The sequence below is a fragment of the Streptomyces sp. NPDC053426 genome, from assembly GCF_055585405.1.
Genome location: NZ_JBVJKE010000018.1, coordinates 57,734 through 71,329 on the forward strand (window position 1 = coordinate 57,734; position 13,596 = coordinate 71,329).

General features: G+C 72.0%; 13 protein-coding genes. 6 read left to right on the top strand and 7 right to left on the bottom strand.

The features are described from left to right. Positions 1-18: 18 nt before the first annotated feature. From ACZ62B_RS30870 to ACZ62B_RS30890, 5 genes are all read left to right on the top strand, one after another. Positions 19-1,344 (top strand): DUF2252 domain-containing protein, encoded by a 1,326-nt coding sequence (locus ACZ62B_RS30870; RefSeq protein WP_344555919.1) that lies wholly within the window; start codon positions 19-21, stop codon positions 1,342-1,344. A gap of 68 nt (positions 1,345-1,412) precedes the next feature. Then, positions 1,413-2,114 (top strand): hypothetical protein, encoded by a 702-nt coding sequence (locus ACZ62B_RS30875; RefSeq protein ID WP_344555921.1) that lies wholly within the window; start codon positions 1,413-1,415, stop codon positions 2,112-2,114. Positions 2,115-2,211: 97 nt separating this feature from the next. Beyond that, on the top strand, positions 2,212-3,024 hold the full coding sequence (locus tag ACZ62B_RS30880) for a DsbA family protein (RefSeq protein WP_468885027.1): 813 nt from the start codon (positions 2,212-2,214) through the stop codon (positions 3,022-3,024). A gap of 90 nt (positions 3,025-3,114) precedes the next feature. Next, on the top strand, positions 3,115-4,800 hold the full coding sequence (locus tag ACZ62B_RS30885; RefSeq protein WP_469692907.1) for an alkaline phosphatase D family protein: 1,686 nt from the start codon (positions 3,115-3,117) through the stop codon (positions 4,798-4,800). 325 nt (positions 4,801-5,125) lie between these two features. Beyond that, complete coding sequence (locus tag ACZ62B_RS30890) at positions 5,126-6,106, top strand: zinc metalloprotease (RefSeq protein WP_469692909.1); 981 nt, start codon at positions 5,126-5,128, stop codon at positions 6,104-6,106. On the opposite strand, the gene ACZ62B_RS30895 is transcribed toward ACZ62B_RS30890, so the two are convergent. After that, the gene (locus tag ACZ62B_RS30895; RefSeq protein ID WP_344555927.1) at positions 6,091-6,681 is read right to left on the bottom strand and encodes a dienelactone hydrolase family protein; all 591 of its coding nucleotides are present in this window, start codon (positions 6,679-6,681) and stop codon (positions 6,091-6,093) included. The genes ACZ62B_RS30890 and ACZ62B_RS30895 overlap by 16 nt on opposite strands. Before the next feature lie 107 nt (positions 6,682-6,788). On the opposite strand from ACZ62B_RS30895, the gene ACZ62B_RS30900 reads away from it, so the two are divergent. After that, entirely contained in the window at positions 6,789-7,904 is a 1,116-nt protein-coding gene (locus ACZ62B_RS30900) for a mechanosensitive ion channel family protein (RefSeq protein ID WP_344555929.1), read from the top strand. A gap of 7 nt (positions 7,905-7,911) precedes the next feature. Here ACZ62B_RS30900 and ACZ62B_RS30905 read toward each other — a convergent pair whose 3' ends face one another. The 6 genes from ACZ62B_RS30905 to ACZ62B_RS30930 form a co-directional block, all read right to left on the bottom strand. Next, positions 7,912-8,652, bottom strand: coding sequence for an SDR family NAD(P)-dependent oxidoreductase (locus ACZ62B_RS30905; protein ID WP_344555931.1), 741 nt, complete (start codon positions 8,650-8,652; stop codon positions 7,912-7,914). 107 nt (positions 8,653-8,759) lie between these two features. After that, positions 8,760-10,346 (bottom strand): Na+/H+ antiporter, encoded by a 1,587-nt coding sequence (locus ACZ62B_RS30910; protein ID WP_344555933.1) that lies wholly within the window; start codon positions 10,344-10,346, stop codon positions 8,760-8,762. A 63-nt stretch (positions 10,347-10,409) separates the two neighbouring features. After that, positions 10,410-10,901 (bottom strand): GNAT family N-acetyltransferase, encoded by a 492-nt coding sequence (locus ACZ62B_RS30915; RefSeq protein WP_344555935.1) that lies wholly within the window; start codon positions 10,899-10,901, stop codon positions 10,410-10,412. Next, on the bottom strand, positions 10,898-11,842 hold the full coding sequence (locus ACZ62B_RS30920) for an RluA family pseudouridine synthase (RefSeq protein WP_383343671.1): 945 nt from the start codon (positions 11,840-11,842) through the stop codon (positions 10,898-10,900). Before ACZ62B_RS30920 ends, ACZ62B_RS30915 begins: the two co-directional genes overlap by 4 nt. 43 nt (positions 11,843-11,885) lie before the next feature. Beyond that, the gene (gene lspA / locus ACZ62B_RS30925) at positions 11,886-12,482 is read right to left on the bottom strand and encodes a signal peptidase II (RefSeq protein WP_344555939.1); all 597 of its coding nucleotides are present in this window, start codon (positions 12,480-12,482) and stop codon (positions 11,886-11,888) included. Positions 12,483-12,548: 66 nt separating this feature from the next. After that, positions 12,549-13,025 (bottom strand): TraR/DksA family transcriptional regulator, encoded by a 477-nt coding sequence (locus tag ACZ62B_RS30930; protein WP_469692912.1) that lies wholly within the window; start codon positions 13,023-13,025, stop codon positions 12,549-12,551. Positions 13,026-13,596 lie beyond the last annotated feature (571 nt).

Consider the following 13,596-nt stretch of genomic DNA (forward strand, 5'->3'; position numbering starts at 1 on the left):
ACCTGGAGGCACAAAGCGATGTCGGTACCGCAGCTCAACGACGAGCACCGCGGTGAGGAGATCCTCGCCGTCCTCGACACCGCCTTCGGCGAGCTCCTGGCCGCCGACCCGGCCGCGTTCCGGGTGAAGTTCCGGAAGATGGCGGCCTCCGCGTTCGCCTTCTACCGCGGGACGGCGTGCCTCTTCTACCACGATCTGGCCGCCGAGAAGCGCGGCGGGCCGTACCTGGACGACCGCACCTCGCGCGTGTGGATCCACGGCGATCTCCACGCGGAGAACTTCGGCACGTACATGGACTCCAACGGCCGCCTGGTCTTCAACGTCAACGACTTCGACGAGGCCTACGTCGGCCCCTTCACCTGGGACCTCAAGCGCTTCGCGGCCTCCGTGGCGCTGATCGGCTACGCGAAGGCGCTCAGCGACGAGCAGATCACCGAGCTGGTCACGATCTACACGGCCGCCTACCGGGAGCGGATCCACGCGCTGGCCACCGGCGCGAAGAGCGACGAGGTGCCGCCGTTCACCCTGGACACCGCCCAGGGCCCGCTGCTGGACGCGCTGCGCGACGCCCGCTCGCTGACCCGGTTCGGGCTGCTGGACTCGATGACCGAGATCCGCGACTTCGAGCGCCGCTTCGCCTCCGGCGGCGGCGCGGTCGAGCTGGACGCCGCCACCCGCTACAAGGTGCTCGCCGCCTTCGACGGCTATCTGGAGACGCTGCCGGACGCCTCGCTGGCCCGCCCGGACTCCTACCGCGTGAAGGACGTCGTGGGCCGCCGCGGCATCGGCATCGGCTCGGCCGGGCTGCCGTCGTACAACATCCTCCTGGAGGGTCACAGCGACGCCCTGGAGAACGACGTGGTGATCTACATCAAGCAGGCCCAGACCCCAGCCGTCTCCCGGCACATCACCGACCAGGCGATCCGGGAGTACTTCCAGCACGAGGGGCACCGCACGGTGATCTCCCAGCGCGCCCTCCAGGCGCACGCCGACCCGTGGCTGGGCTGGACCGAGCTGGACGGCGCGGGCCAGCTCGTCGCCGAGGTCTCGCCGTACGCCGTGGACCTGGACTGGGGCGACATCGACGACCCGGAGGAGATCGCCCTGGTCGTCGCCGACCTCGGCCGGGCCACGGCGACGATGCACGCGGCGGCGGACGACACCTCCGGCGAGTCCCTGGTGCCGTTCTCCACCGAGCGCGCCATCGACGCGGCGATCGCCGCCGACGAGGACTCCCTGATCCCCCTCCTGGTCGAGTTCGCGCACGACTACGGCGCCCGCGCGCGCGGCGACCACCAGATCTTCCTGGACCTGTTCCGCAACGGCCGGATTCCGGGCCTGTAACCATCCGCACATCCACAGGAACCCTTTAGGGATCCCTTACCGGAGCACGTGACACACTCGTTCCCGCCATGGACATATCCGGAACCCAGCTCAGAGCCGTACGCGCGGCGCTGTTCACGGCAGTCGTCGTGACGCTCAGCGCCGCGTCGCACGTGCTGCTGTCCGGGGTCCCGCTGCCGCTGAACACGGTGGCCGCGATCGCCGCCGCCGTGTTCCTCCTGGCGTACGCCCTGGCGGGGCGGGAGCGTTCCTTCGGGCGGATCGCCGCCCTGCTGATCCCGCTGGAGCTGGCCGCCGACACCGTCTTCACCACCGGCCAGCACGTCTGCTACGGCCGGATGGGCGGACCCGTCGCGGGCCCGCTGCGCTCCGTCGGCTTCGACGTGCTGTGCGGCGACGGCACCAGCGTGGGCGCACCGCTCGCCCGGGCCACCGGGCACGCCGCCGAGGGCGGCGACCGGCTGGCGGCCCTGCTCGCCCAGGCCGATCCGGCGACCGCCTGGGCGCTGCTCGGCGCGCACATCGGGGTCGGTCTGTGCGCCGCCGCCTGGCTGCGTCGCGGCGAGCGGGCACTGGCCCAGCTGCTGGGCGCGGTGGCGGCCACGACCTTCCGGCCGCTGCTGCTCGCGGTCGCCGCGGTGACCGTGCGCCGGGTCCCGGAGATCCGCCGTCCGGCCCGCCCGGTCCGCCGTACCGCCGCGGCCCGCACCCTGCTCCTCGCGCACTCCCTGGGACGGCGCGGACCGCCGTGCTCCGTCACCTTCGCCTGAGGGCGGCCCCGCCCCCGGCGAATCCTCCGAGCACCAGCACCCCCATACGTATCCCGCACACGGCACGACCGTGTGCGTCCCCCGTGGAGACATCACCATGAGCAAGCGGAACAGCCAGGCGGCGAAGTCGGCGGCCCGAGAGCGGCTGCGCGTGGAGCGCGAGCGCCAGGCGAAGAAGGCGAAGGCCAAGCGGCAGATCGTCGTCGCCCTGTCGGTCGTCGGCGTGCTGGCCGCGGCCGGCGGCATCGGCTACGCGGTCGTCCAGGCCAACCAGCCCAGCGCCTGGGACGCCGCGAAGGACGCCAAGCTCGTCAAGCCGGCCAACACCAGCGGCAAGAACGGCACGACCGTCGTCATCGGCGAGTCCGACGCGAAGAAGACCCTGGAGCTGTACGAGGACCCGCGCTGCCCGGTCTGCGCCTCCTTCGAGCAGACGGTCGGCAAGACCATCGAGAAGGACGTCGAGGACGGCAAGTACAAGATCCGCTTCATAGGCGCCTCGTTCCTCGACCGCAACCTGACCGGCGAGGGCTCCAAGAACGCCCTGAGCGCCCTGGGCGCCGCGCTGAACGTCGGCCCCGACGCGTTCCTCGCCTACAAGAGCGCGCTCTACTCGGCCGAGTACCACCCCGAGGAGTCGGACGACAAGTTCGCGGACGACGCGTACCTGATCAAGATCGCCAACTCGGTCGACGCCCTGAAGGACAACAAGGAGTTCCAGGCGGACGTGAAGGACGGCACCTACGACAAGTGGGCGCTGGAGATGTCCGACGTGTTCGACGACAGCGAGGCCCAGGGCACGCCGACGCTGATGATGGACGGCAAGAAGCTCACCGGCTCCGACGGGCAGAACGCGCCCATGACGGTGGACGAGTTCAACACGGCGGTCGACGCGGCCCTCAAGGCCTGACCCCCGGCCGGCCGACGGCACGCTGAAGAGCGGGCGAACTTTCGCGAGTTCGCCCGCTCTTGCGTGTACCTGTCAGTAACCTGATCGGCTGTGACCAGTCGACACAGATCATCCGGGAGCGCCGTCCCCGCCACCGCGGACCCCGCCTTCCCGTCCCCGCGCCGCCGTACGGTCGTCAGGGCTGCCGCCGCCACCGCGGTGCTGGCCGGACCGCTCACCGCCGCCCTCCCCGCACGCGCCGCGACCGCGCAGGCGCCCGCCTTCCTGCACGGCGTCGCCTCCGGCGACCCGCTGCCGGACGGCGTCCTGCTGTGGACCCGCGTGACGCCGGTGCCGGAGGCGATACCCGGCTCCGGGCTCGGCCCGGACACCGAGGTGAGCTGGACCGTGGCCCGGGACAGGGCGTTCACCGACGTCGTCGCGAAGGGTTCGACCCTCGCCACCGCCGCCTCCGACCACACCGTCAAGGCGGACATCCGCGGCCTGCGTCCGGCCACCGACTACTGGTTCCGCTTCTCCGCCGGCACCACCGACTCGCCCGTCGCCCGCACCCGCACCGCCCCGGCCGCCGACGCCGCCGTGTCCGGCCTGCGCTTCGGCGTGGTCTCCTGCGCCAACTGGGAGGCCGGCCACTTCGCCGCGTACCGCCACCTCGCGGCCCGCGGCGACCTGGACGCCTGGCTGCACCTGGGCGACTACATCTACGAGTACGGCACCGGCGAGTACAGCGCCCGCGGCGAGGTCGTACGGCCGCACGCCCCCGTCCACGAGATCGTCACCCTCGCCGACTACCGGCTCCGGCACGCCACGTACAAGACCGACCCCGACCTCCAGGCCCTGCACGCCGAGGCGCCGGTCGTCGCGATCTGGGACGACCACGAGTTCGCCAACGACACCTGGTCGGGCGGTGCCGAGAACCACACCGAGGGCGCGGAGGGCGCCTGGGCGGCCCGCCAGGCCGCCGCCAAGCAGGCCTACTTCGAGTGGATGCCGGTACGGCCCGCGCTCGCCGGCACCACCTACCGCCGGCTCCGCTTCGGCAAGCTCGCCGATCTGTCCCTGCTCGACCTGCGGTCGTTCCGTTCCCAGCAGGTCTCCCTGGGCGACGGCGAGGTCGACGACCCGGACCGCACGCTCACCGGGCGCGCCCAACTGGACTGGCTGAAGGCCGGTCTGACGGCGTCCGACACCACCTGGCGGCTGGTCGGCACCTCGGTGATGATCTCGCCGTTCTCCCTCGGCTCCCTTCCCGCGAGCCTCCTCAAGCCGCTCGCGAAGCTGCTGGGCCTGCCGCAGGAGGGGCTCGCCCTCAACACCGACCAGTGGGACGGCTACACCGACGACCGCCGCGAACTCCTCGCCCATCTGCGGGCGAACGCCGTCCGCAACACGGTCTTCCTCACCGGCGACATCCACATGGCGTGGGCCAACGACGTGCCGGTGAACGCCGGTACCTATCCGCTGTCGGCGTCGGCCGCCACGGAGTTCGTGGTCACCTCGGTCACCTCCGACAACCTCGACGACATCGTGAAGGTCCCCGAGGGCACCGTCTCCGCGCTCGCCGCACCGCTGATCCGGGCGGCCAACCGGCACGTCCACTGGGTCGACACCGACCGGCACGGCTACGGCGTACTGGACATCACCGCGGAGCGGGCGCAGATGGACTACTACGTGCTGTCCGACCGTACGGCGGCGGACGCCACGTCCGAGTGGGCCCGCTCCTACCGCACCCGCAGCGGCACACAGAAGGTCGAGCGCGTCCACGATCCGGTGTGACCCCGCCCCCCAGGGGCGATTTTCGGCCACTTCCGACCGCGTGACGCGTCAGTGAGGGCCGATCGGACCGCTACGGCGGGTGGTGCGAACGGGGAACCGAATCCGGACACACCACCCGCCCGGTGACCGGATCGATGACGTCGCGTCTTCAAACATCGGGCGCCGTAACGTTTCCGCACTCATCGCGCTCCCCGTTGCCCCTGTTTGACGGGTGACCGATTGGGCTTGATCACTCCTCTTGGTGACTAGTCATGTCCACGTAATCTCCCGGCGGCGGCCAGGAAGATCCCTGGCCCGGTCCCCACCGCATCCGCCAGGAGCTCCCATGCGCACGTTCGCCCGGATATCGTCCCTGTCGCACAGACGCCTGCTCGGTACGGCCGTCGTGGCCGGAACCCTGATGCTCACCCCCCTGTCCGCGCCCACGACGGTGGCCGCGGCCGGAACCCAGGCCGCCGAGTGCGCCGACGACACCTCCGCCACCGCACGCAAGGCCCACCCCGGTCACGACGGGCACGCCGCCGAGCCGAACGAGATCAGCCAGGCCCGCGCCCAGGCCATGGACGCCGACCTGCGCGCCAAGCTGGACAAGCTGCGCACGGCCGGCCCGAGCAGCACGACCGCCGCCTCGGCGACCATTCCGGTCTACTTCCACGTCATCCACGACGGTGAGACCGGCAAGCTCGGCTCCGCCGACATCACCGCCCAGATGAACGTCCTGAACGCGGCCTACGCCGGCCAGGGCACCGGCAACACCGACTCGGGCTTCCAGTTCACGCTGGCCGGCACCGACTACACCGACAACGCCGCCTGGTACACCGTCGGCTACGGCTCGCCGGAGGAGAAGGCGATGAAGTCCGCCCTGCACCAGGGCGGCGCGAACGCGCTCAACTTCTACACCGCCAACATCGGCGACGGACTCCTCGGCTGGGCCACCTTCCCCAGCTCGTACCGGTCCAGCCCGGAGATGGACGGCGTCGTCGTCCTGAACTCCTCGCTGCCGGGCGGCTCGGCCACGAACTACGACGAGGGCGACACCGCCACCCACGAGGTCGGCCACTGGATGGGCCTCTACCACACCTTCCAGGGCGGCTGTAACGGCAACGGCGACTACGTCGACGACACCGCGGCCGAGAAGAGCCCCGCCTACGAGTGCCCCGAGGGCCGCGACACCTGCACCCGCAAGACGGGCGCCGACCCGATCCACAACTTCATGGACTACACGTACGACGCCTGCATGTACCAGTTCACCGCGGGTCAGGTGACGCGGATGCAGGAGAACTGGACCGCCTACCGCGCCGGCTGATCCGGTTCGAGCGAGTCGAGGAAGCCGAGCGCCACCCGCCAGGTGGCCTCGGCGGCCTCCTCGTCGTAGTCGGGGAGGTCGGGGTCGGTGTAGAGGTGACCCGCCCCCGCGTACCTGTACACCTCGACGTCGGCGCCGGCCCGGCCCATCCGCAGGTACCAGGCGGTGAGCCAGTCGTCCGTCTCGAACGGGTCCGGCTCGGCGACGTGCAACTGCACCGGCAGTTCGTCCACCGAGGCGTTCTCCGCGATGTCCGACGTGCCGTGCAGGAGCAGCAGTCCGCGCGCCTTGTCGTCGCCGAGGGCCAGCGTCTGGGCGACGGAGGCGCCGAAGGAGAACCCCGCGTACACCAGCCCCCGCTCGGAGTAGGGCGCGGCGGCCAGCACGGCCCGCTTCAGCAACTCGTCCTTGCCGGTCCCCTCCTTGTACGCCATGCCGTCCTCGACCGTGTCGAACGTGCTGCCCTCGAAGAGGTCGGGCGTCCACACCTCGTGTCCGGCCGCGCGCAGCCGGTCCGCGGCCCGGCGCACCGCGGGCCGCAGGCCGTAGGTCGAGTGAAAGAGCATGATGTTCATGCGGTCCATGGTGCCAGCCCGGTGTGACGACGCCGGATCACGGCCCTACCCGCGATCGCGTGGAAGTCACATGTTCATGCCCGCCCGGGCCGGTTAGGTTCGGGAGCATGGATGACGTGCTCCGCCCATTGATCGTGGTCGGCGGCTCGGTCGTGCTCACACTGCTGCTCGGCTGGGCCACCGACCTGCTGCTGCGCAAGGCCGACGAACGCCACCCCGAGACCCCGCTGTGGGGACTGCTGCGCCGCGGCCGGATCCCCTACCAGCTCGTGCTGTTCGCGGCCCTGCTGAGAGGGTCGTACGACGAGGCGGGGCTGCTGCCGGACCACGAGACCGCCGTCGGCCGGACCCTGACCCTGGTGCTGATCGGGTCGGCCGCCTGGCTGGCGATCCGGATCGCGGCCGCGGTCGTCGAGACCACGTACACGCGGTACGCCAGCAGCCACCGCGAGCGCGACCCCGCGCGGGTCCGCCGGGTGCGCACCCAGGTGACGCTGATCCGGCGGGTGGTCTCGGCGATCGTCGGTGTGGTGGCGGTGGCCGCGATGCTGCTGACCTTCCCCGCGATGCGGGCGGCCGGTGCGTCGCTGCTGGCCTCGGCCGGAATCCTCGGCATCGTCGCCGGTGTGGCCGCCCAGTCCACGCTCGGCAACATGTTCGCCGGGCTGCAGATCGCCTTCGGCGACATGGTGCGCATCGGCGACACGGTGGTCGTGGACGGCGAGTGGGGCACGGTCGAGGAGATCACGCTGACCTTCCTGACCGTGCACACCTGGGACGAGCGCCGGATCACCATGCCGGTGTCGTACTTCACGTCCCAGCCGTTCGAGAACTGGTCGCGCGGGACGCCGCAGATGACGGGCACCGTCTTCTGGCACCTCGACCACTCGGCCCCGCTGGACGCGATGCGCGACAGGCTCCGCGACATCCTCCGGGAGTGCCCGGCCTGGGACGGCCGCGCCTTCAACCTGACCGTGACCGACAGCACACCCAGCACCATGGAGGTGCGCGCCCTGGTGACGGCCAAGGACGCGGACGACATCTGGACGGTGCGGGTCGAGGTCCGCGAGGGGATGCTCCGCTGGCTGGGCGAGGAACACCCCTACGCCCTGCCCCGGGTCAACACGGCCGACGCGGTACTGCCGCCCGGCCGGCGCGATCACCGCTCCGCCGACGGCGTACCGGCGGCCCGCCGCGTGCACACCCATCCGAGGGAGCGCTGACCGGGCCTCAGTGGCCGCGTTCGGCGCCGCCGTTGACCTGGATGATCTGCGAGGTGACGTGTGCGGCGCCCGGGGAGGCGAGCCAGTGCAGGGTCGCGGCGACGTCCCCCGGCGTTCCGGCGCGCCCGTCCAGGGTCTCCTCGACCAGCCGGGCGCGCAGTTCCTCGTCGATGCCCTCGCCGAAGAAGGCGGTGTCCTCGATGTAGCCGGGGGCGACCACGTTCACGGTGATGCCGTGCGGGCCCAGTCTCCGGGCGAGGTCATGGGCGTACGGGTGCAGGCCGGCCTTGGCCGCCCCGTACGCCACCTGTCCATGGCCCCGGTAGGCGGCGATGGAACCGATGAACAGCACGCGACCGCCGGGTTCGGCGAGCCGGTCGCGCAGGGCCTCGGTCAGCAGTGCGGCGGTCAGCAGGTTGAGCCGGAAGTTGACCGTCCAGGAGCGGGCGACGGCGTCGAGCGGGTCGTCGCCGTCGGCCGGCGGTTCGAGGAGCCCGTTGCCTCCGGCGCTGTGGACCAGCACGTCCACGGCCCCGAACTCCCGCCCCACGAAGCCGGCGACACCGCGCACGGCCTCGGGGTCGGCGAGATCGGCGGCGTACGTCAGCGCGCCCGGCACCCCGGCCCGCTCCAGCACGTCCCCCCGCCGCCCGAGCAGCAGCACCCGGTCCCCGTCGGCGGCGAACACCCGCGCGGCGGCGAGCCCGATCCCGGTACCGCCCCCGCTGATCACAACATTCCGAGTCATATGAGGACTCTACGAACGAAAAGCCGCCAACGGCGCCAATCCCCCACGGGAAACGCCCGCTTCTCAACGAACCGAGACGGGCGGTGCGCGGATGGGAGAACAAAAGATCAGCGCAAGCTGCGCACATCCAGATGCCGCAGCACCCGGTCCACGACCTCCGGATCCGCCCCCGCCTCACTCCGCGCCGCGAGCACCTCGTGCCGAGCCGCGCTCAGCATCTCCCGCTGGATCCCCCGCACCCGCTTCAGCCGCCGCGCCCGCTGCCGGTGCGCCTCCCGCCGCTCGTCGTCCGCGAGGTCGGGGCTGATCCGCACCCCGATGTCGAAGGCGCTGCGCAGCATCTGCTCGGACAGCTCCTCCGGCAGGTCCTCGGCCTCCTCGATCTCGCGCAGCCTGCGCTTCGCCGCCTTCGCCGCCCGGACCGCCAGGTCGTGCTCGAGCCGCTTCTCCCGCCCGGTGTCGGCCCGCACCCCCAGCCGCCCCACCAGCCACGGCAGGCTCAGCCCCTGCACCAGCAGGGTCGCCATGATCACGCCGAACGCGATGAAGACGATCTCGCTCCGGCCGGGGAAGTCGTCCCCGGCGTCGGTCTCCAGCGGAATCGCCAGCGCCAGCGCGACGGAGGCCACCCCGCGCATCCCGGACCACCACATCACCACGGTCTCGCGCCAGCTCACCGGGATCTCCTCGGCGGTGTCCCGCGCGGCGTGCAGCCGTTTCGTCAGCCAGGTCGCCGGCAGCAGCCACAGCAGCCGGACCAGGACGACCACGCCCACGACCACCGCCGCCCAGCCGAGCAGTTCGCTCCAGTGGCCGGACGCGGTCCGCACCGCGTTGTGCAGTTCGAGCCCGACCAGCCCGAACGCGACCCCGGTGACCAGGGTGTCGACGATGTCCCAGAAGGTGTGCCCGGCCAGCCGGGTCATGACGTCGTCGGCGTCGGTGGCGTACTCGACGAGGAACAGCGCGGTGGTGAGCACGGCGAGCACGCCCGAACCGTGCAGCTCCTCGGCCGCGACGTAGGAGGCGTACGGCACGAGCAGGCTCAGCCCGATCTGCAGGGTCGCGTCCCCGAGGAGACCCATCAGCTTGTTGGCGCCCCAGCCCAGGGCGAGCCCGACCGCCACCGCCACCACGGCCGACAGCACCAGGTCGAGCCCTGCCTCCCAGACGGAGAAGCCGCCGCTGACGACGGCCGCGATCGCCACGTTGTAGAGGACGATCGCCGTGACGTCGTTGAAGAGCCCCTCGCCCTCCAGGATCGACACCAGCCGGCGCGGCAGCCCCAGCTTCCCGGCGACGGCGGTCGCCGCGACCGGGTCGGGCGGCGCGACCAGAGCGCCGAGGGCGAAGGCGGCGGCCAGCGGCAGCCCCGGCACGACCGCGTGGGCGACGGTGGCCACGCACAGCATGGTGACGAGGACCAGCGCCACCGCGAGCAGCAGGATCGGTCTGACGTTCGCCGCGAACTGCCGCCAGGAGGTCCGTCGTACGGCGGCGTAGAGCAGGGGCGGCAGCAGCAGCGGGAGGATCAGGTCGGGCGGGATGTCGACGTTCGGCACGAACTCCAGCAGGGCCAGTACCGCCCCGAGGACCGTCATCAGCACCGGCGCCGGCAGCCCCAGCCGCTCCCCGACCGGGACACTCACCACGGCCCCGAGCAGCAGGGCGAACAGCAGGGTCAACTGATCCACGGTCGCGGCTCCGGGCGGATCGACGATCGGCGGGCGGATCTCCACCCTGCCACGCCGACGCCCTCACCCGGCCGTTCGCGGCCTCCGCTGCAGAACGCGCCGCATGGCCCGGTGCGGCATCCCCGCGTCCGGGAACTCGGGCCCGTACGCCTCGTAGCCCAGCCGCTCGTAGAAACCGAGGGCGTGCGTCTGCGCGTGCAGGTCGACGGCGGTGAGGCCCCGGTCGCGGGCCGCCTCCTCGATGGCCCGCACCAGCGCCGCGCCGACGCCGAGGCCCCGCGCCCGGCGCGTCACCGCGAGCCGGCCGAGCGAGCCGACCGCCGGGTCGCCGCCGTTCTTCGCCGCGGCGGCCTCGCCGTGCAGCAGCCGTCCGGTGCCGAGGGGGGTGCCGTCCGCCGCGACCGCCAGCACGTGGACGGCGCCGGCGTCGTAGGCGTCGTACTCGATGTCCTCGGGGACGCCCTGCTCGGCGACGAAGACCTCCTTGCGGACCGCGAAGCACGCCTCGCGGTCGGCGGACTCCTCCGCCACGCGGACCACGTACGGTCCGCTCATGCGTAGGTCTCCTCGCGGACCTGGTCCAGCGCCTGCTGAAGGTCGTCGGGGTAGTCGCAGGAGAACTCCGCCCACTGCCCGTCGCCGGGGTGCTCGAAGCCCAGGCGCACGGCGTGCAGCCACTGGCGGGTCAGGCGGAGCCGCTTGGCGAGCGTGGGGTCGGCGCCGTAGGTGAGGTCGCCGACGCAGGGGTGCCGGTGGGCGGCCATGTGGACGCGGATCTGGTGGGTGCGGCCGGTCTCCAGCTTGACGTCGAGCAGGGAGGCGGCGCGGAAGGCCTCGATGAGGTCGTAGTGCGTGACGGACGGCTTGCCCTCGGCGGTGACCGCCCACTTGTAGTCGTGCTGCGGGTGACGGCCGATGGGGGCGTCGATGGTGCCGCTGGTCGGGTCGGGGTGGCCCTGGACGAGCGTGTGGTAGCGCTTGTCGACCGTGCGCTCCTTGAACTGGCGCTTCAGTGACGTGTACGCGTACTCGGACTTGGCGACGACCATCAGGCCGGAGGTGCCCACGTCGAGGCGGTGCACGATGCCCTGGCGCTCGGCGGCGCCGGAGGTCGAGATGCGGTACCCGGCGGCGGCGAGGCCGCCGATCACCGTCGGACCGGTCCAGCCCGGCGAGGGGTGGGCGGCGACACCGACGGGCTTGACGATCACGACCACGTCGTCGTCGTCGTGCACGATCTCCATGCCCTCGACCGGCTCGGCGACCACCTGCACCGGCGCGGGCGCCTGCGGCATCTCCACCTCGAGCCAGGCGCCGCCGCTGACCCGCTCGGACTTGCCGACCACCGACCCGTCGACCGTGACCTTCCCCGCGGCGGCGAGCTCGGCCGCCTTGGTGCGGGAGAAGCCGAACATGCGGGAGATGGCGGCGTCGACGCGCTCGCCCTCCAGGCCGTCCGGCACGGGCAGGGTACGGATCTCGGGAATCGTGCTCACCCGTCGAGTATGCCGGACGGGGCCGACAGCCCCGTACGCGCGTTCAGTCCTTGTGGACGGTGCCGTCCGGGTCGAGGCCCCGGAACGACAGCAGCACGATCAGGATGCCGCCGCACACGATCGCCGAGTCCGCCAGGTTGAACACGGCGAAGTGCTTGGGCGCGATGAAGTCGACCACCGCGCCCTCGAAGACGCCCGGCGAGCGGAAGATCCGGTCGGTGAGGTTGCCGAGGGCGCCGCCGAGCAGCAGGCCCAGCGCGATCGCCCAGGGCAGGCTGTAGAGCTTGCGGGCGAGGCGGATGATCACCACGATCACGGCCGCGGCGATCACCGTGAAGATCACGGTGAAGGCCTCGCCGAAGCCGAAGGCCGCGCCCGCGTTGCGGATCGCCTCGAAGCGCAGCCAGTCCCCGATGATCTCGATGGGCTCGTGGTGCTCCAGCTTGGCGACCACGATCATCTTGCTGATCAGATCGAGGGCGTACGCGAACACGGCGACGGCGAACAGCACGGCGATCCGCCGCTTGCCGCGGGGCCGCTCGGTCTCCGCCGCCGTCGCCCCGGTGCCGGCCCGCTCCTGCTCCTCCCGGTCCGCGTCCGGGGTGTCCGGCGTACCGATGATGCGCTCCGCCTCTGCCACGTGAGTCCCTCAACCTAGGTACCTGACTGAAGGACGAGGGTACGGCACGCCCCGCGCGCCCGCCGATCAGTACCGTCGTTCCTGCTTCTGCTTGCATTCCACGCACAGGGTGGCCCGGGGAAAGGCCTGCATGCGGGCCTTTCCGATGGGATTGCCGCAGTTCTCGCAGAGGCCGTAGGTACCGGCGTCGAGGCGCTGGAGGGCGCGCTCGAACTGGGTGAGCATCTCGCGCGCGTTCGCGGCGAGCGCGAGTTCGTGCTCGCGCGTGATGTTCTTGGTGCCGGTGTCGGCGTCGTCGTCGCCCGCGCCGTCGCCGGAGTCCCGCATCAGGCCGGCCAGCGACTGCTCGGAGGAGGTGATCTCCTCGCGCAGCCGCAGCACCTCGGACGTCAGCTCGGCCCGCGCCTCCTCGACCTCTTCCGGAGTCCATGGCTCCTCCCCCGGACGCACCGCGAGGTCGCCCGGCTCCGCCGCGCCGATCCGGGCCTTGGGTACGGGGCTCTTCGCCGCCGTGGCCGTGCCAGGAGTCTTCTTCGCACCCACCGTCGTCACTCCCGTCTGCGCCGCGGCATCCACCGCGCCCGCGTCATCGGCCGTGCTGCGCCCGGCCACATCCTGTACGGGCCCACCGGCCCCGCTCCCCGAGGGCCCGGCCTCCCGGGAGCCCGCGGAAGCCGCCTCCCGGGGGCCCGTGGAGGCCGCCCTCCGGACGGCGCCCTTCCCCGACCCCTTCTTCCCCACCGCGCCCCCACCAGGCACCACCGCATCGGCGGCCACCTTTTTGGCGGCCTGCTTCTTCGCCCCGGCCTTCCCGGCGGACGCCCCTTCGACAGGCGACTTCCGCGCGGTGGCCTTTCCCGCGGACACCCCCTCGACAGACGGCCCCTTCGCCCCGGCCTTCCCGGCGGACGTCCCCTCGACGGGCGGCTTCCGCGCGGTGGTCTTTTTCGCGGGTGCCTTCCTGGCCGCGATCTTCCTCGTGGGTGTTCCGGCGGAGGGCTTCGATGCCACCGGTTCACCGTCGTGTGCTGTCCGCGCCGCCGTCTTCCCCGCCGCCTTCCCGGCGGGCGCCCCCGGCTTCGTTCCCGTCGCCTTCTTCGCCGCCGCCGTCGCG